The 18681-nt window shown below is 52.2% G+C and carries 18 protein-coding genes; 13 read left to right on the top strand and 5 right to left on the bottom strand.

Annotated features, from left to right (window positions below):
- Positions 1-4: 4 nt before the first annotated feature.
- The 3 genes from J4G78_RS04435 (at position 5) to J4G78_RS04425 (ending at position 2977) form a co-directional block, all read left to right on the top strand.
- Positions 5-442, top strand: a complete 438-nt coding sequence (locus J4G78_RS04435; protein ID WP_207988838.1) for a DNA polymerase III subunit chi — start codon at positions 5-7, stop codon at positions 440-442.
- Between the two features lie 95 nt (positions 443-537).
- Entirely contained in the window at positions 538-960 is a 423-nt protein-coding gene (gene ndk, locus J4G78_RS04430) for a nucleoside-diphosphate kinase (protein ID WP_207988836.1), read from the top strand.
- 136 nt (positions 961-1096) lie between these two features.
- Entirely contained in the window at positions 1097-2977 is a 1881-nt protein-coding gene (locus tag J4G78_RS04425) for a CshA/CshB family fibrillar adhesin-related protein (RefSeq protein ID WP_207988834.1), read from the top strand.
- Here J4G78_RS04425 and J4G78_RS04420 read toward each other — a convergent pair.
- Entirely contained in the window at positions 2974-3441 is a 468-nt protein-coding gene (locus J4G78_RS04420) for a nuclear transport factor 2 family protein (protein WP_207988832.1), read from the bottom strand. The two genes, J4G78_RS04425 and J4G78_RS04420, sit on opposite strands and share 4 nt — an antisense overlap.
- Before the next feature lie 84 nt (positions 3442-3525).
- Here J4G78_RS04420 and J4G78_RS04415 point away from each other — a divergent pair, with 84 nt between their 5' ends.
- The 3 genes from J4G78_RS04415 (at position 3526) to J4G78_RS04405 (ending at position 5177) form a co-directional block, all read left to right on the top strand.
- On the top strand, positions 3526-4299 hold the full coding sequence (locus J4G78_RS04415; RefSeq protein WP_207988830.1) for an SDR family oxidoreductase: 774 nt from the start codon (positions 3526-3528) through the stop codon (positions 4297-4299).
- Between the two features lie 12 nt (positions 4300-4311).
- Positions 4312-4455: a DUF2256 domain-containing protein gene (locus tag J4G78_RS04410; RefSeq protein WP_207988828.1), complete on the top strand. Its 144-nt coding sequence runs from the start codon at positions 4312-4314 to the stop codon at positions 4453-4455.
- 65 nt (positions 4456-4520) lie between these two features.
- Positions 4521-5177 (top strand): LuxR C-terminal-related transcriptional regulator, encoded by a 657-nt coding sequence (locus J4G78_RS04405; protein WP_207988826.1) that lies wholly within the window; start codon positions 4521-4523, stop codon positions 5175-5177.
- A gap of 169 nt (positions 5178-5346) precedes the next feature.
- On the opposite strand, the gene purN is transcribed toward J4G78_RS04405, so the two are convergent.
- Both purN and purM read right to left on the bottom strand, forming a co-directional pair.
- Positions 5347-6312 carry a phosphoribosylglycinamide formyltransferase gene (gene purN, locus J4G78_RS04400; protein WP_207988825.1) on the bottom strand — a complete coding sequence of 322 codons (966 nt, stop codon included), beginning with the start codon at positions 6310-6312 and terminating at the stop codon, positions 5347-5349.
- Positions 6313-6318: 6 nt separating this feature from the next.
- Positions 6319-7425 carry a phosphoribosylformylglycinamidine cyclo-ligase gene (gene purM, locus J4G78_RS04395; protein WP_207988823.1) on the bottom strand — a complete coding sequence of 369 codons (1107 nt, stop codon included), beginning with the start codon at positions 7423-7425 and terminating at the stop codon, positions 6319-6321.
- Between the two features lie 62 nt (positions 7426-7487).
- Here purM and J4G78_RS04390 point away from each other — a divergent pair, with 62 nt between their 5' ends.
- Genes J4G78_RS04390 through J4G78_RS04375 form a run of 4 tightly spaced genes read left to right on the top strand, consistent with a single transcriptional unit; the run spans position 7488 to position 13166 of the window.
- A complete protein-coding gene (locus tag J4G78_RS04390; RefSeq protein WP_207988821.1) occupies positions 7488-8816 on the top strand; it encodes a heavy-metal-associated domain-containing protein in 1329 nt (442 codons plus the stop codon).
- Complete coding sequence (locus J4G78_RS04385) at positions 8813-9463, top strand: P-loop NTPase family protein (RefSeq protein WP_207988819.1); 651 nt, start codon at positions 8813-8815, stop codon at positions 9461-9463. The genes J4G78_RS04390 and J4G78_RS04385 overlap by 4 nt, the downstream gene beginning before the upstream one ends.
- The gene (locus J4G78_RS04380) at positions 9464-11647 is read left to right on the top strand and encodes an RNA degradosome polyphosphate kinase (RefSeq protein ID WP_207988817.1); all 2184 of its coding nucleotides are present in this window, start codon (positions 9464-9466) and stop codon (positions 11645-11647) included.
- A gap of 13 nt (positions 11648-11660) precedes the next feature.
- The gene (locus J4G78_RS04375; RefSeq protein ID WP_207988815.1) at positions 11661-13166 is read left to right on the top strand and encodes a Ppx/GppA family phosphatase; all 1506 of its coding nucleotides are present in this window, start codon (positions 11661-11663) and stop codon (positions 13164-13166) included.
- A gap of 7 nt (positions 13167-13173) precedes the next feature.
- Here the strand turns inward: J4G78_RS04375 and J4G78_RS04370 are convergent, their stop codons facing one another.
- Positions 13174-13482: an I78 family peptidase inhibitor gene (locus J4G78_RS04370; RefSeq protein WP_207988813.1), complete on the bottom strand. Its 309-nt coding sequence runs from the start codon at positions 13480-13482 to the stop codon at positions 13174-13176.
- Entirely contained in the window at positions 13479-14669 is a 1191-nt protein-coding gene (gene rnd / locus J4G78_RS04365; RefSeq protein WP_207988811.1) for a ribonuclease D, read from the bottom strand. The genes J4G78_RS04370 and rnd overlap by 4 nt, the downstream gene beginning before the upstream one ends.
- A gap of 200 nt (positions 14670-14869) precedes the next feature.
- Here rnd and aspS point away from each other — a divergent pair, with 200 nt between their 5' ends.
- From aspS to J4G78_RS04350, 3 genes are all read left to right on the top strand, one after another.
- The gene (gene aspS / locus J4G78_RS04360) at positions 14870-16654 is read left to right on the top strand and encodes an aspartate--tRNA ligase (RefSeq protein ID WP_207988809.1); all 1785 of its coding nucleotides are present in this window, start codon (positions 14870-14872) and stop codon (positions 16652-16654) included.
- Complete coding sequence (locus J4G78_RS04355) at positions 16651-17547, top strand: alpha/beta fold hydrolase (protein ID WP_207988807.1); 897 nt, start codon at positions 16651-16653, stop codon at positions 17545-17547. The genes aspS and J4G78_RS04355 overlap by 4 nt, the downstream gene beginning before the upstream one ends.
- 85 nt (positions 17548-17632) lie before the next feature.
- Positions 17633-18613, top strand: coding sequence for a hypothetical protein (locus J4G78_RS04350; protein WP_207988805.1), 981 nt, complete (start codon positions 17633-17635; stop codon positions 18611-18613).
- Positions 18614-18681: the final 68 nt, after the last annotated feature.

Genomic DNA, 18681 nt, shown 5'->3' with positions numbered 1-18681 from the left:
ACCGGTGCAGGTCGACTTTTATCATTTGACCCGGGATCCGGCGGAAAAACTGGTGCCGGTCTTGGCCCAAAAAACGTTAGATGGCGGGCAAAGAATGTTGCTGGTGTCCAACTTTGTCGGGCAGCTGGAAAAACTCAGTCATGCTTTGTGGCAGGCTGGACCGACTAGCTTTTTGGCCCACGGTTTGGCGGGAAACGGACATGATGAAGCACAGCCTGTGTTAATTTCCGGAAAATGCGAAGCCACCAATGGAGCGCGATTTGTCGCGCTAACCGATGGCGAATGGCGTGACGAAGCCCTGGGTTTCGATCGGGCCTTTTATCTTTTTACAGCTGACCAGATCGATAGTGCAAGAACAGTTTGGCGTGCTTTATCTTCCAAAGACGATGTGACGCCGCGCTATTGGAAACAAGATGGCGGCAGATGGGTCGAAGGGCCGTAGCTGCGTCTCAATACTTGCCATGTTGCAATGCAGCAGCTAAGGGCGGCGCAACTTTATAACGAACCCCAGTTTTATCTTATTTACGGAGCATTATCATGGCCGGTACACGGACCTTTTCGATCATTAAACCAGACGCAACCAAGCGTAACTTGACCGGTGCAGTCACCAAAATGCTTGAGGAAGCTGGCCTACGCGTTATTGCTTCCAAACGCATCCATATGACCCGCGATCAGGCAGAAGGTTTTTATGCCGTCCATAAAGAGCGGCCGTTCTTTGGCGAACTGGTTGATTTCATGATCAGTGGCCCGGTCGTCGTTCAGGTTCTCGAAGGCGAAAACGCTATGCAGCGTAACCGTGATATTATGGGTGCAACTAACCCTGCAGACGCAGCGCCTGGCACTATCCGGAAAGAATTGGCTGAAAGCATCGAAGCCAATACAGTTCATGGTTCTGATAGCGATGAAAATGCAGCGATTGAAATCGCCTATTTCTTCAATGAAGATGAAATCGTCGGATAATAAAATTATCGATTAAGTCACCATTTTACGGGGCTTTCACCGAATTTTAAGCCTGTTCTGCTAACCCGCAATCTGATCGTAAACGCTGGAGTGGGAAATCCAGTGTGATGCGGTCGCTATTGTGGGACCAGGACCAGTGCAACACATCATCAAGCATTTCATGCTGATCATGATCTATGCCGTGGCTGCCGTGAGTTTTGGCGGAGGTACCGCCATGGCCGCCACTTGCGCTCCCGCAGGCTCACAAGGCGCGGCTCCGGCAGCTTGGCAAACCTATTGTTGGCTCGATTTCTCATCTTATAATGACGCGGCTGTGCGTTCGGTATCCGGTCAAGACTTCTCTTTTGATCTGGATGACGGATCGCAGCTAACCTTCACGCTCAACGCAACAAGCACGACAGCATCAGCGGCGGATGATCGGGCGGCACCTAGCTGGTCTGGGGCGGCGGTGGGTAATTCGTCTTTCCTCAACATTCCGGGGCGACCGATACTTTACATGGTCAACAGCGGTGCGCTGGTCGATTTTACCTTCTCCAACATCGCAATCGTTCCGCCTCCCGGTGTTGCATCAGTAACCAGCTATGCTTTCGTCGCTGCCGACGCGGAATCCACAGACAATAGCGAATTTCTGGAATTCGGGACTAATGGGTCTAACTGGCAAATACTGGACGCGGTACCTCCAATTAGCGGCAACCAGTTTCCGGTTTTGACTGGCGCAGGGACTAATATATTGCGCATGTCTGGGGGCGGGCAGACGGGACGGGTTGGCGGTTATATTGCCGGGACAGATTCGCCGACCAACGTGACGGCTTCCATGCGGGGACAGGGGTTGCAGGGCATGATGTTCGCCGTACGCTTTGCATCGATCACGTTGAACAAAACCATCACCGGTGCGCGCGTTGACCCGGCTGACCAGTTTACGTTCCAGATTACATCGACATCATCTGGCGACCTGCTGGCATCCGGCACGACGACCGGATCAGGCAACGGGCCATTTCCAGCCGCAGTCATATCAACAGCATCCGGAATTCCCATCAGTTTGGGCGAAGTCGTGGCCAGCGGCAGTGCCAGCACATTGAGCCAATATCGCCCCCAGCTGACCTGCATTAACAATAGCGCTGGCTCGCCGACGGTCATGCCGACCAATTTGGAAACAACAAATTATAGCTTTGGGTCTCTGGCTTTTGGCGACGCGGTCGAATGTGTATTTAACAATACACCCTATCCCCATCTCTCACTCGAAAAGCGGCTAAGTGCAGCGGGGCGGATATTTGACAGTGACGAGTTTCGTATTCGCATAAGAGAGGGGAGCAGCACGGTTGCGGCCCGGACAACTGCTGGTACCGGAGCAATTATTAGCAACGCCCCGATCGCAATGACGCAATTGGTTAGCGGCAACAGTTATAATGTTGACGAGCTGGCGCGCGGGACGACCGATCTTGGCCGCTATACCGCCGGTCTGGCCTGTACCAACGCTAACACGGGTTCCTCGACGGTATTACCCAGCACATTGAGCAGCGATTTCACCCCGGCCATTGGCGACGTAATCACCTGCATCATCACCAACACGCGCGACCCGGCCAATGCGGTGCTTGAGATCAGCAAGCAATCAACCGTGCTATCCGACCCGGTCAATGGTTCCGCGAATCCCAAAGCGATTCCCGGTGCTGTGATACGCTATACAATTGAAGTGACCAATCAAGGCGATGCGCCAGTAGATACCAGCAGTATCCAGATTGCCGACGTTCTTCCGGCTAATATTAGTTATAATGCAGCGTCACCGATTGTGTTTACCGACGGTTCGACATCTAGCGGCCTGGATCCGTTTGATCCTGTAACAATGGCCAGTTTTTCTGACCAACCCTCTGGCGCTGCACCCTACGGTTACGCGCCCAACACAGCCGGTTTCGATCCCAATGTTACGGGTGTGATTGTAAACCCATCTGGTATATTGGCTGCCTCCAATGGTTCCGACAATCCCAGTTTCACGATCAGTTTTGAAGCGCGTTTGGACTAAGCTTTAGGAGTGGCTTCTTCATAGCGTTCCCAGTCATGGAACGCTTCACGCCGGACGATGATCCATTTGCCGTCCCGTTTTTCAAATTTATCACAATAGCGACCGGCAACAATCCAATCGGTTGCTTTGCCGTTTGTAGGAACAGGGTCGAATTCAGGCGTGCCTTCTTGAATATAGTGATACGCAACGAAATTCGCTTCGGTAGAGGCGTTTTTTCCGTCGTCACTGAAAGTAAAATGCACATTGGAAATGGAATGGTGGGTGGCGGGCACCTTTTCTAATATTGCACTGGCAAAGCCGATAAATTCATCCGGTGGTCCCGAATAATCGCCGTGATTGTGCACATGATCATCTGCGAAACAGGAGCGAACCAGCGTCCAGTCTTTGCGGTCAATTCCCTTGCAGTAGGAGTGCAGCAAATCGCGAATATCCTCACGCGCCAATAGCTGTTCGACTTTATCCATCCTGCTCTCCCTCATATTGTTAGGGCCAGTGCGTAGCATGTGCTGCTAATCTATGGATAGTTGGCAAAAAAGAGAGGGACAAGGATGGGCAGACTCGATGGAAAGATAGCCATTATTACCGGCGCGGCAAAAGGGCTCGGTGAGGCTGATGCGCGCATGTTCGCGCGGGAAGGGGCGACCGTTATCCTTACTGACATGGATCAGGATAACGGAGCGCGAGTCGCTTCCGAAATTGGCGGTTCGGCGGAATTTCATATGCAAGACGTTCGTGACGAAGCTGTATGGGAAGATATTATAGCTGATGTCGTATCACGGCACGGAAAACTGGATATTCTCGTTAATAATGCTGGTGTAGTTGAGCCCGGGACTATTGAAACCCAAACAGCTGAAGAATGGCGCTTCGTCATGGCAGTCAGTGCTGACGGGACCTTTTTTGGATGTAAATATGCGGTGCCAGCGATGAAAGCGTCCGGCGGCGGTTCGATAATTAACATGGCATCTATCGCTTCGGTTCAAGGAGAGCCAGTTGTCGCCGCCTATGCAGCAGCAAAAGGGGCGGTCGAAAGTCTGACCCGCAGCATAGCCGTGCATTGCGCCAATAATGGATATAATATCCGCTGTAACAGCGTCCATCCCGCCGGAATATTGACGCCGATGGTTGAAGAAATTGGACCTAAGATGATGGATAGGCAGGATTTGCGTCCCGCCAGTGAAGGGCCGGCTGCCAGCGCTCTGGGGGAACCCGATGATATTGCTAACACGGTATTATTTCTGGCTTCTGATGAGTCAAAATTTATCAATGGCGCGGCGATCAGAGTCGACAACGCAAAATCTGTGGTGGAGGGTGTCGTTCCATAGTAACACGCAGCTATGCCAGCGAAGAAACAAATTAAAAAACAGCATCTGCCGCAGAAAATCTGCGCAACGTGCGATCGACCATTTACTTGGCGTAAAAAATGGAAAGATACGTGGGAAGACGTGAAATATTGCTCGAAACGCTGTAAAGGTGGATAAAGAGGGCGTTAAATATTGGGGCATTCCGCTTGCCATAGCGGACTGGGATGGACTAAGTTTGATTTATGAATTCAAAGGACGGCGATAACAAAGTAGATCAGCAGTCAGTGCCCAAGGTTGATTTGCCCAAAACCACTGTGAGAGCACTGATTGACAACAGCCCTATTGCATCGGTCATCAGCAACCCGAGATTGCCGGACAATCCGATTGTAGCGTCTAACAAAGCATTTTCTGATCTGACCGGATATCAGCCTGACTTTATCATCGGAAGAAATTGTAGATTTCTCGCCGGGGCTGCCACGGAACCATGGCTTACAGAAGAAATCCGGCGCGGAGTGCGGGAACGGAAAGCTGTTCTGGTCGAGATTCTGAACTATAAAAAAGACGGCACGCCATTTCAAAACGCCGTTTTGGTTGCACCCTTATTTGATGAAAATGGGGAGCTTGAGTATTTTTTAGGATCTCAGGTCGAGATAGATGGTGATAAACCAAGCCTTGCCAAAGCGCGACGAATGCGGGCTACAGAGATAGTCAAAGATCTGTCAAACAGACAAAGAGAAGTCTTAAACTTCATAGCTAAAGGTCTGTTAAATAAACAAATTGCACACGAGTTGAATTTGAGTGAGCGTACGATAAAGATGCATCGTGCAATCCTTATGAAGCGACTGGATGCACCGAGCGCAGCTGATATGGTACGGCTGGCCGTTGAGGCGGGAATGTAAGTAAAACGACTACGGTCCTAATACCGTATCGTTATTTAAGAAGACGCTGGCTATTTAATAGTTAAGCATCGCGGTTGAGACAGTCATCCCAGATCTAAAATTGTAAGCGACATATCCTCCCTCCTCCTTGTCGCTAAAAATTTTCGTTTCACACCGCGATGCGAATTTTCTAGAAATCGTCAGCAATATCCATGAAGCGGGTTAATCGCTTCGGCGCCACCATTCGCCAGCTCTTCCTTAGCGAATCAGTAACATGCTCCCAGTCCGTTCGGCCCGTGTCTAGTCGGATCGCAATCCAGCCTGATTTTCCATAGAATTTAGGAGAAAAATAGAGATCTGGATCCGCATCAAGCAACGCCCCTTGCTCGTCCAGTCCGCTCGTCTTCACAAAGATAGATGTTCCCGTTTCGCCGAAATGACGGCGGGAAAAATAAGCAAAATATTTCCCGGTTTTTTCACTACCAACGCGCCATCCAGGCGTACCGAAACTGGGACGTTCATGGGTTTCTTCAAGGGCGAGTGCGCGCGTACGAACTTGATCCAATATCCAATCGGGATCCTCTTGGCGGCTGACATATTTAGCAAGCGTCGCCGGATAGAGTTGATGTTCAGCAATTAAGACCCGGTCGGCCAAAATACTGGCGGTATCGTTGGGCAATATTGCGACAGCAGTTTGCGCCAATACCGGGCCGTCGTCCAATTCAGGCGTTACAAGATGTACGCTGCACCCCGCATGCGTGTCGCCAGCGTCCAACGCGCGTTGGTAGGTGTCCAAGCCCTTATATTTCGGCAAAAGGCTCGGATGGATATTGAGCATGTGATCGTTCCATCTGCTCACAAAATCATCGCTCAGGATTCGCATATATCCTGCCAGCGCAATATATTCGGCACCTGCGCTCGTGACGGCCTCATGGATGATCTGATCATGTTCCAGCCGTTTCAGGCCTTTGTGGGGGTGAGCGAACGTGTCGATGCCCTCTGCCTGGGCGAGCTTCAAGCCAGGCGCGGCAGGGTCGTTGGAAGCTACCAGCACGATCTCATAAGAACAATCGTCTGCCTTTGCGGCATAAACCAAAGCGGCCATGTTGGACCCACGACCTGATATGAGGACGGCGACCTTAGCCCGTTCTTTCATCTGGCATCAGCCATTATGGGTCGTGGTCCAATCGCTTAAGGCCGACCAAGTTCCTGCCGCGCCTGTCACCGTGCAGCCTTTACTGCCGGATTTGACAACGCCGACCTGATGCACAGTCTCTCCCGCAGCTTGCAGATCAGCAACCACCGAGGCTACATCATCGGGAGATACGGCCAATATCATACCGATCCCGCAATTGAAGGTTCGTGCCATTTCTTCCGGTTCGATATTGCCCTGGGCTTGTAGAAAAGCCATTAAACGCGGCTGATCCCAGCTGTCGGCATCGACATAGGCATGCATGTCATCCGGCAATACGCGCGGAATATTTTCCAGCAATCCGCCGCCGGTAATATGGGCCAGCGCCTTGATTCGACCTGATTGCATAAGCGGTAGCAAGGATTTCACATAAATTCGGGTCGGCGCAATCAACGCTTCGATCAATAATATGTCGGGATCGAACAGGGCGGGGCGGTCCAATTTCCAGCCTTTGTCCTCGGCCAGTCGGCGCACTAAGGAATAGCCATTGGAATGTATGCCAGAGGAGGCAAGGCCCAGTAATAGATCGCCATCGGCCAATTGGGCACCGGTTAAGGCCTTCTCGCGTTCGACGGCGCCGACACAAAAGCCTGCCAGATCATAGTCGCCTTCCGCATACATGCCCGGCATTTCCGCCGTCTCGCCACCGATTAAAGCACAGCCGGACATTTTGCAGCCCTCGGCAATGCCAGCAACAACCCGTTCCGCAACTCCGTTTTCCAGTTTCCCCGTCGCAAAATAATCCAGGAAAAATAGCGGTTCTGCGCCTTGTACGATCAGGTCATTCACGCACATGGCAACCAGATCAATACCGACCGTGTCATGGCGGTCATGGTCAATCGCTAATTTCAACTTGGTGCCCACACCGTCATTGGCAGCCACCAGCAGCGGATCATCATAACCAGCCGCTTTCAGGTCAAAGAAACCACCAAAACCGCCCAGTTCCGCGTTGGCCCCAGCCCGTGCGGTTGCTTTGGCAAGCGGAGCTATTGCCTTTACTAGCGCGTTTCCTGCCTCAATCGATACACCGGCTTTCGCATATGTGTAAGATTCCGGTTCATTTCGTTTGTCACTCATAAAATAGGCGATTAGACAAGTCGTGGGTGGATTTCCACGTCATAATCGTCAAAAGAGCGGAAATGAGATTTTTGACTAGTTTTAAATACCGATTTGGGGCCTTGTTTGCATTGATTGGACTGGCGACTGCCGGACTTGTCTACGCACAACTCGAAGGCACCGAACGCGGTGTCGCGCCGCTTGCCAGTAGCGGTGACTTCGAGGTTTTCGGGGTTGAAGTGGATACGCGCGGGAAAAATGCGTTTGAGGCGCGTCAAAAAGGCTGGGAAGAGGCGCAGCGGAAGGCATGGATCAAGCTCTATGCGCGCACGCAAGGCGGCAAAACCGCTGGACTTTCTGACAGCGCATTGAACAATATCGTCTCGGCAATCATCGTGGAAGAGGAGCAGATCGGGCCAACGCGCTATATTGCGCGGTTGGGTGTCATGTTTGATCGCGCCCGTGCTGGACAGATTTTGGGTGTCGGCGGCAGACGGCTGAGATCTCCACCTTTGCTGGTCCTGCCGATTATGTGGAGCGAAGGATCTCCTCAGGTGTTTGAGAATAAAACCGAATGGCAAAAAGCATGGGCACGGTTCCGCGCGGGCGACAGCGCAATTGATTATGTCCGACCATATGGGTCTGACGCCGAATCGTTGATGCTGACAGCCGGGCAGGCAGAGCGTCATGATCGGCGATGGTGGCGGATGATATTGGATCAATTCGGAGCTGCCGATGTAATCGTTCCGATTGTTCGGATGCAGTATGAATATCCCGGCGGTCCGGTAACAGCGCGATTTAGCGCGCGCTATGGGCCGGATAACAAATATATCGAAAGCTTCACGTTGAAGACAAAGTCTAGCGATGGCATTCCATCAATGATGAATCAGGCGATTGAACGTTTGGACAAAATCTACACCAGCGCTCTATCGCGTGGCGTTTTGCGGACCGACAAATCGCTGATTGTCGAAGATGATGGTTTTGATCTTGAGGCGCTTGAGCAAGAAATCGAGGCGGAATTGGCCTCTGAAACAGGGATTAGCTCAATTGAGTCGTCTAGCGGCGGTGATGCGAATAGCGTTGAAGGCGAAGGCAACACGGCCGCTGCAGCCGGTGCTGCGACAACGGTTACTATTCAGTTCGATACCCCGGATGTAGGTGCCGTTAGTCGCGGCGAATCATCCGTTCGGTCAGTGCCTGGCGTTTCCTCTGCCTCGACATCCAGCCTTGCGTTAGGCGGCGTCTCGGTAATGCGAGTATCTTTCACGGGTAATTTGTCAGATTTGGCTTCGGCGCTCCGTTCCAGAGGTTGGCAAGTTCAACAGGGATCGGGTGCGCTGCGGATCAGCAGGGGCGGTGGGACGCCAGCTGCGCAAGGAGCGAATTCCGGGAGTGACGAGCCGGAACAGTGACCCAGATAGCCCTTCCTCTGGATATTGGGTCAACATCGCACGATGAAGGCTATCTCGTAACGGACTGCAACATGCAAGCGCACGAGCAGTTGGAGGATTGGGCTCGCTGGCCAAATTCAACGGCGATATTGATCGGGTCGTATGGCTCAGGCAAGCTCGCAATGGCCGAGAAATTTGCCAGCCAAAGCGGAGGGCGATTTGTTGCAAATGCAAATGAAGTTGCTGACGATGACCTTTTCCATCTCTGGAATCAGTCGCAAGCTGACAAGCTACCGCTCTTATTGATGTCCTCACGAGACGTGTCGGATTGGAACGTCCAGCTTCCCGATCTCAAATCGCGCTTGGCGGCTTCTCTGCTAATCGAGATCGGCGCACCAGATGAAGCTATGATAGAGGGCTTGCTCCAGAAATATTTCTCTCAGCGCGGCCTTTCTGTCTCTGAAGATGCTTTAATCTATCTCGGCAAAAGAATGGAACGCAGTTATCGGAATGTTCAGCTTTTGGCTCAACTGATGGATAATCTTGCTATAGAGAGGAAGAAGCCGATTACGCGCGCGATTGCAATCGAAGCGTTATCGCAGCATCAGGCAATGATTGAAAAACGAATCATGGAGCCAGAAGCAACTCAGAATGTTGAGGAAGATTGAATGGATAGTCTCGTCCCCCAGACTTCAGAACCCGATGACGAAAATGAAAGCCTGGCATATATTGAGGAAGGCGGTTTAGAGCGCTATTTTAACCGGGAAATCAGCTGGCTTGGTTTCAATGAGCGGGTGATCGAAGAAGCGCAAAATAGCTCGCACCCTTTGCTCGAACGGCTTCGCTTCCTGTCTATATCCGGCAACAATCTTGATGAGTTTTTCATGGTTCGCTTTGCTGGGCTGGTGGGGCAATTTCGTCAGAATATTGAAGAACGATCGGCTGACGGCCTGACCGCAAGCCAACAGTTGCAGGCCATCGCCACTCAGAGCAACATATTGACCTCTAATCAGCAAAAAGTATGGGATCAGCTTGCTACCGCGCTTGCGGAGCAGGACATTTATGTTTTGTCCGCCACCGAATTGGATGAAGCAAATGATGCCTGGCTCAAGCAGCATTTTATGGATCAGATATTTCCGGTCCTGACGCCGCAAGCATTGGATCCAGCGCATCCTTTTCCCTTCATTCCTAACAAGGGCTTGAGTCTGGTATTCGACCTCGTCCGCCAATCTGATAGCCAGCGAATCCGTGAATTGGTTATGATTCCTTCTGGTCTGCCGCGTTTCATTCGCATGCCGGGCAAGACCGCCACATATGTTTCGGTAGAGTCCGTCATCCAATGCTATTCGGCTCAGATTTTTCCGGGCTATGACGTGACGAACAGCGGCCTTTTCCGCATCATCCGCGATAGCGACATCGAGGTTGAGGAAGAAGCCGAGGACCTTGTCCGCTATTTTCGCAGTGCCATCAAACGTCGGCGACGCGGGGACGTTATTCGCCTCGAAATGAGCGCGGACCTGTCGGAGCCGGTGGTGGCCATGCTGCGTGAACATTTGTTGACAGATGGGGCCACCGAAAGCCGTATCGATGGTTTGGTCGGTATTGGTGACCTTGATTTGCTGGTTGAGGAAGATCGTCCGGATATCAAATTCACGCCTTATAGCCCGCGTTTTCCGGAACGGATACGCGATCATGGCGGGGATTGTTTCGCGGCCATTCGGGATAAGGACATATTGGTCCACCACCCCTACGAATCCTTTGAGGTTGTAATCGAATTCCTGCGGCAAGCCGCCGCTGATCCTGATGTCGTTGCGATCAAGCAGACACTCTACCGTGCGGGCAAACAATCAGCAGTAATTCGTGCACTGATCGATGCCGCAGAAGCCGGCAAGTCCGTTACCGCAGTTGTCGAACTCAAAGCGCGGTTTGACGAAGAACAAAATCTCCTTTGGGCGAGTGCGCTTGAGCGGGCGGGCGTACAAGTCGTCTATGGCTTTATCGAGTGGAAAACCCATGCCAAGATTTCCCTGGTCGTGCGCAAAGAACAGGAGGGCTATCGGACCTATTGTCACTTTGGTACTGGTAACTATCATCCTGTAACAGCCAAAATCTATACCGACTTGAGCTTTTTTACAGCCGATCCAAAGGCCGCGCGCGATGCTGCACAGCTGTTTAATTACATCACTGGCTATGTTGAACCAGAAAAACTGGAAATGATCTCCATGTCACCGCGTTATATGCGGAGCGATCTCATGGATTTGATAGACCGTGAAATAGCCAATGAACGCGCGGGCAAACCGGGGATGATCTGGGCGAAGATGAATTCTCTGGTCGATCCTGCGCTGATTGAGAAACTCTATGCAGCCAGCAATGCGGGGGTTGAAATTGATCTCGTTATTCGTGGTATCTGCTGCTTGCGTCCCGGTGTGCCGGGGATGTCGGACCATATTCGGGTCAAATCTGTAGTCGGCCGCTTTCTGGAACATAGCCGGATATGGGCTTTCGGTAACGGCCGTGACTTGCCGAATGATGGGGCTGCGCTCTATATTAGCTCGGCGGATTGGATGCCACGAAACCTTGATAGGCGGGTGGAATATATGATGCCGATCACCAATGCGACGGTTCACGACCAGATATTGGATCAGGTCATGGTTGCTAACCTGATCGATGATGAACAGAGCTGGGAGCTTAACCCGGATGGCAGCTATACTCGGGTTAAACCGTCCGATAAGCCTTTCAACTTGCACCGCTATTTCATGACCAATCCGTCGCTGTCCGGGCGTGGTAAATCCTTGACCAAAAGTACAGCCGTTCCGCGACTGTCTTTGCGCCGCCGCAAGAAAAAAGTCTGATTGCGATCGCCAGATGCAGGTCGGGGGATTGCAAATAACCAGGAAGAAGAAAACGCCGCGCACGAGCCGGCGTACGGCAATTGTTGATATTGGCTCTAACTCTATTCGTTTGGTTGTTTATCAAGGACCAGCAAGGGTCCCGGCTATTTTGTTCAACGAAAAAGTCATGGCAGGTCTTGGCAAAGAGCTTGCCGCGACCGGGGCAATTGCTGAAGACTCAATGGTGCTGGCCATACAAGCGCTGGAGCGCTTCTACCGGCTTTGCACGCAAATGGACGTCGATTCGATCAAGAGTTTCGCCACCGCAGCGGTGCGCGACGCCACCAATGGCGGAGATTTGATCAAAGCGGCCGCTAAAATAGGGTTTGAAACCCAGGTCTTACTTGGTGAGGAAGAGGCAGAACTGGCTGGGCTGGGCGTTCTATCGGCCATCCCTCAAGCGCGTGGTATCGTGGGTGATCTGGGCGGCGGCAGTCTGGAACTGGCGATGATCGACAAGGGGAAAGTGCTTGAGCGGTATAGCTTTCCGCTGGGCGTCCTTCGCGTCGCGGACCTGCGGGCCAAGGGGAAAGACAAGCTGAAACGGCAAGTCCGCAAGATGCTGAAGAAAACGGGCTGGGATCAGAACGCACAAGACTTGCCCTTCTATCTGGTCGGCGGTTCTTGGCGGTCGTTGGCGCGGCTTGATATGTTTGACAGCGGATATCCACTGCCGGTGATCCATCATTACGAGATGCAGCCGCAGCGCGCGCGGCGGCTGGTGAGCCAACTGGCGCGCATGAACAAGGCAAAACTGAAAGCCGTTCCCGGCCTTTCGACATCGCGAATTCCGACTTTGGATGACGCGGCATGGCTGCTGTCTTTTGTTGTCCGCTATCTTGGTAGCAGCACGATGATCGTATCTGCATATGGCGCGCGCGAAGGTCTTTTGTTCCAGAATGTTAGTAAGCCCGAAAGCAAGCGGGATCCACTGTTGCTGGCAACTGAAGAATCGGGTGCGGTGCAGGCCCGCTTTCCAGCAAATAGTAAATTGCTGGGGAAGTGGATTAGCCCGATTTTTGCTGAAGATCCGCCGGCATGGCAACGGATAAGACAGGCTGCCTGTAATTTGGGCGATGTAGCGTGGCGCGCCAATCCCAATTTTCGCGCCGAACGTGGATTGGTTATGGGGTTGCACGGCAATTGGGTTGGCATCACCGGCGCTGAAAGAGAATTACTGGGGCAGGCGCTATTCACCAGCTTTGGCGGTGGCAATAATATTTTCCCTGGTGGTGGGAAGCTTGCCAGCGAACAAGCAACACAGCGCGCAATTTGCTGGGGTTTGGCCATGCGGCTGGGACAGCGGTTGAGCGGCGGCACCCGCAATCCTTTGGAGCAGACTCAATTGCGAAAGATTGACAATAGGCTTGAGATTATCATGGCCGCTGATTTGAAACCGCTTTACGGCGATGCGGTGGCGAAGCGGCACATGCAACTCGCGAATATGCTGGAACTGGAACCAGTATTGGTGATTGAATAAACGTTGATTAACCGCAGTTTACGCGTGTGATTACCATCTCATCATCATATTCTATATTCAATCGGTCCTGGCGAAAATCCATAGTTACCGCCGTGTCTGGTGCGATCCAGCGGAGGCGTTTCGCGCCAGATTGTTTGAGCGCACCAGCGGCAATTTCAGCCGTTGCTTTTTGCCCAACCAATGTTTCGAGATCATCTGTTTTACAGACATATCCGGGTATCACGCCGCGTTCCGGAATGGCTGGTTCGGGGTTCGTGGTCGAGCAGGCCATTATGGCCGGACAGCTTAAAGCAATCAGAGCGAACTGCATTTTCATTCGGCGTTTTCGCTTTCTGTTTCCGGTTGATGCGTCATTTTCAATTTTCCATCTTTGACCGTAAAACTCATGCGGCCTTCTATTAGATCGATCGCGTCGCGGCCAAATTCTTCGTAACGCCAGCCTTGCAACAAGGCCACGCCATCGCGCTCGCCGCCAACGATCCGTTCCAGATCATCGGCGCGGGCGAGTAATTTGGAAGCGACATTCATTTCTGCTGATCGGATTTTCAGCAATAATTTCAATAGGTCGGCGACCAACGCGTTTTCCTTGCTGAATTTGGGGCGGCGGCCGCTACGATCCGGTAGTTCACTTTTGGTCAGCGGTTCGGCATTGGCGAGTGCTTCCATCAAACGTTCGCCAATTTCATTATTCTTCCAGCCCGACGACAGCCCGCGTACCTGAGATAGCTTATGCTGATCTTTGGGCGGATGGGCAGCAATATCAGCCAAAGTTTCATCACGCATGATCCGGCCTCGCGGCATATCTTTGGATTGCGCCTCCTTCTCTCTCCATGCGGCCAGCGCTTTCAAACGGCCTAGCGCCTCAAGATTACGACCCTGAAATTTCACCCGGCGCCACGAATTTTCAGGATCGTTCACATAATTTTTGGGATCAGCGAGCTTTTCCATCTCGGCATTGATCCACATGCCGCGGCCAGTTTCGATCAACTTTTCCAGCATCATTGAAAAAATTTTCGACAGATGCGTCACATCGCCAATGGCATATTCAATCTGCCGATTATTCAGCGGACGCCGCGACCAATCGGTAAAGCGGGCGCCCTTGTCGAGCGTGACGCCAAGCCAGCTATCGACAAGATTGGCATAGCCGATTTGTTCGCTGGGGCCCAATGCCATTGCCGCGACCTGGGTATCAAATATCGGATGCGGCGTTTTTCCTGTCATATTGTGGATGATTTCCACATCCTGGCCGCCCGCATGAAAGATTTTCAGCACGTCTTCATTATCGACAAGCAAGTCCAGTAATGGCTTCAAATCAACGCCTTTGGCGAGCGGATCAATAGCGGCAGCTTCTTTGCCATCGGAAATCTGGATCAGACAGAGGATCGGCCAATAGGTGTTCTCACGCATAAATTCTGTATCGACCGCGACAAAGTCGGCAGTTGAAAAGCGTTCGCAAATATCGGCAATATCCTGATTGTCAGTCAGTAATGGATGAATTTTCATGATGGTTCTATACAAGTTACGCCAAAGCTCGCAAACATTTCTGATAGACAAATTCGATAGCCAGCGGCTTTTGTCTGAACCTGATGCGAAGAATAAGATTTGCAGTTTAAATGCTTCATCCTTGACAAATGTCCTTTCGGCCTGTGTTACGCCCTCATAAGTTTCGTGATCAGAAACACTCCAAATATCAAAGGTCCATCATGCACGCATATCGTTCCCATAACTGTTCACAGCTTCGCACTGCTGACGTCGGCGAAGAAGTCCGCTTGTCGGGCTGGATCCATAATATCCGTGACCATGGCAATTTGATGTTCGTCGACTTGCGTGACCATTTTGGTTTAACCCAGATTGTCAGTGAAGAAGGCAGCGACGCTTTCAAAATGCTGGATGCCGCACGCAAAGAGTCGGTCATCACTGTCACCGGTAAAGTGGCCGCGCGTTCAGCCGAAACGGTTAACGCAAATCTGCCAACCGGCGAAGTGGAGCTGGTGGCCGATACGGTTGAAATGCAGGGGCCAGCAGAAGAACTGCCCATGCCGGTCTTTGGCGAACAGGAATATCCCGAAGATATTCGCCTGCGTTACCGTTTCCTCGATCTGCGGCGGGAGAAAGTTCACGCCAATATGATGCTGCGCTCTCAGGTCATCGCTTCGCTTCGTAACCGCATGGTGGGGCAGGGCTTTACAGAATTTCAGACACCAATCCTAACGGCTTCGTCGCCAGAGGGCGCGCGAGATTATCTGGTGCCCAGCCGCGTGCATCCTGGTAAATTCTATGCGCTGCCACAGGCACCGCAAATGTTTAAACAGATGCTGATGGTGGCTGGCTTTGACCGCTATTTCCAGATTGCTCCCTGTTTCCGTGACGAAGACGCCCGGGCTGATCGCTCGCCCGGTGAATTTTATCAGCTCGATCTTGAGATGAGCTTTGTCACGCAGGAAGATGTGTTTCAGGCGCTGGAACCGGTTCTTGCCGGCGTTTTCGAAGAATTTGCCAATGGCAAATCGGTCACGCCTGCCGGAGAGTTTCCGCGTATTCCTTACAAAGAGTCGATGCTGAAATATGGCTCAGACAAGCCCGATCTGAGAAACCCGATCATCATTCAGGACGTGTCGGACCATTTCAAAGGTTCCGGCTTTGGTCTGTTTGACAAGATCACGTCATCTGGCGGCACGGTGCGCGCTTTTGTCGCGCCAGGAGCCGGCAAGAATAGCCGTAAGTTCTTTGATGATATGAACAACTGGGCGCGAGGCGAAGGCTTTGCGGGTCTCGGTTATATCAACATGAAAGAGGGCGCGGCTGGCGGCCCGATTGCGAAAAACCATGGTGAAGAAGGCACGGCGAAATTACTCGCGGATCTTGATTGCGGTCCTGATGATGGCGTTTTCTTTGCCGCGGGTAAGGAGGCCGAAGCCGCCAAACTGGCCGGTGTTGCGCGGACCCGTGCAGCAGAAAAGCTTGACCTGATCAGCGATGATGAATTCAAATTCTGCTGGGTCGTCGATTATCCGATGTATGAATATGACGAAGAACTGAAGAAGCTCGATTTCTCGCATAACCCGTTCTCGATGCCACAGGGTGAGATGGAAGCACTGGAAAATAAAGATCCGCTCGATATTTTGGCCTGGCAATATGACATTGTCTGTAACGGCATCGAACTGTCATCTGGCGCCATCCGGAACCATCGTCCCGATATCATGTACAAAGCTTTCGAAATTGCCGGCTATGACAAAGCGGCGGTGGATACAGAGTTTTCCGGTATGATCAATGCGCTGAAATATGGCGCGCCGCCCCATGGTGGGTCTGCGCCAGGTGTGGACCGGATCGTTATGCTGCTGGCCGATGAGCCGAATATCCGCGAGGTTGTGCTCTTCCCGATGAACCAGAAAGCGGAAGACCTGATGATGAGCGCACCAAGCGGTGTGTCGCCCAAACAATTGCGCGAACTGCACATCCGTGTTGTGGAGCCGCCGAAAGAAGGATGAACGCAGCGGGGCAACCAACAGAAAAGCGGTTTCAACAGGGCGAAACGGATCTCTGCTATTTCGAGTGGGGTAATCCGGCCGATCCGACCATATTGATGGTGCACGCCACCGGCTTTCATGCGCGTTGCTGGGACAAGACGATCGCGGCGTTGCCGCCCGGATATCGCATCATCGCTGTGGATCAGTGTGGCCATGGGCGCAGCGCCAAACCGGATAGCCTTGGCGACTGGCGATTAATGGCACGCGAGGTTGGTAGGCTCGTAGAGGGGCTTAACCTGAATCAGATGATCGGTGTTGGTCATAGCATGGGCGCGCATGTGCTGGTGCAGATTGCCGATGTCATGCCAGACCGATTGGAACGACTGGTGCTGGTTGATCCGACTATTACGGAGCCAGACGCCTATCAAAATCCGCCTCCACCAGCAGATATTGATCCGAACCAGAACCCTGTTTCGCGCCGCCGCAATGATTGGGTATCTCCCGAAGCGATGTTTGACGCATTCAAGGATCGCCATCCTTTCAGCCTTTGGCAAACCGATGTGCTCATCGATTATTGCCAATATGGCCTGCTGCCCGCCGATGACGGAGAAGGATTTGTCTTGGCCTGTCCGCCCTATCTCGAAGCATCCGTTTATGAAGGCTTTCGTTCTGTTGATCCCTATCCCTTGGTGAAACGGAATAAACTGCCAGTCGCGATATTGCGGGCGCAGACCGCGAGTGATGACGTCACAGCGGCGCGTGACTTTGCGAACAGCCCGACTTGGCCAAACCTGGTGGGCATCTTTCCTAACGCGCGAGAGTTGTACATCCCCGAGCTTTCACATTTTATGCCGATGCAGGATCCTGAGCGGATAGCGGGCTATATTATCAATGGAATTGATCCGCATATTTGACGATAGCGGTCTATGAACGACACTGTAATAGCGCGTTCAGGCATGCTGTTATAAGCCCTATAAGTGAATGACTTAGAGGGATAATATGAATCAAATTCTATCATTGATTAAGGCGGGCTCGGTTGGGTTAACCGCACTGTGTTTGGCCACAACGGCGCAAGCAGAGACATTGCAGATAGATGGCCTCTACCCGGCTCGTGTAGATAATATCGCAGAGATTAAATCCATCGCGATAGATCGTTTTGGCGGTGATGATGGCATCGCTTTGGCTTTCGCAATCGAAGATAAGCTCAGCGATGTTAAGATTGATGGCGCTTCTTATTTCAAAATCATGGCAGGGCGTTCCGCCATCCAGCCAGAGGCGACGTTGTCGGGGACTGCCACGGCTGGCATAGAGGAATTCCCGACCACGGGATATCGCGATCGCTGCGTGAAACGGGACGATAAAGGCAAATGCAAGAAGCGCAAAAGCATCGAAGTGTCCTGCCTCAAAAGAGTGATTGATTTTCAGGCGCAGATCCGTCTTTCCCGTTTTAGGGACGGGCAGACTATTTATTCTGAGCGAAAATCGAACGGTCACGAACAGACAGTGTGCGGCCGAAAAGAGAGCTTTTCCAGCAGCGAGGCCATTATTCGCGGAATGATCAGCAGCGCCGCCTATTCAGTGCGCCGCGATCTTGCGCCCATAGAAAGACAGCAAAAAATCCGTGTGTTCGAAAGTCGCAAAGCCATGGATAAAGCCACGGCTAATCTTTTCAAGGCAGCCGTTAAGATGACCAAAACCGATGAGCGAGAAGCTTGCCGGATGTGGGATCAGGCGGCAATGAACAGCGCGCCGCACCGATCAATCGCCTTCAACCGAGCGCTTTGCGCCGAACAGGAAGGCGCGCTGGAAAAGGCTGTGACGCTTTATAGTCAAGCCGGTCAATTGGCGGGCGGTAAAACCGAAATTAGTCAAGCTATTCGCCGCGTTGAAGATCGCCAGCGCGCCATGGATGATTGGGATATCCGCTATGCCAGTACAGAAATGATGAGCGAAGCGCTTGCGACAGCTGAGGCGGATTGATCGAAACAGGGTTAACAGATTCGTTCTTTTTTCCGTCTTATAGTATGCCAGCTTTTCCTGAGTGCAGG

This window comes from Parasphingorhabdus cellanae (genome assembly GCF_017498565.1).
GTDB lineage: Bacteria > Pseudomonadota > Alphaproteobacteria > Sphingomonadales > Sphingomonadaceae > Parasphingorhabdus > Parasphingorhabdus cellanae.
This window is presented reverse-complemented; position numbering and strand designations above follow the sequence as displayed.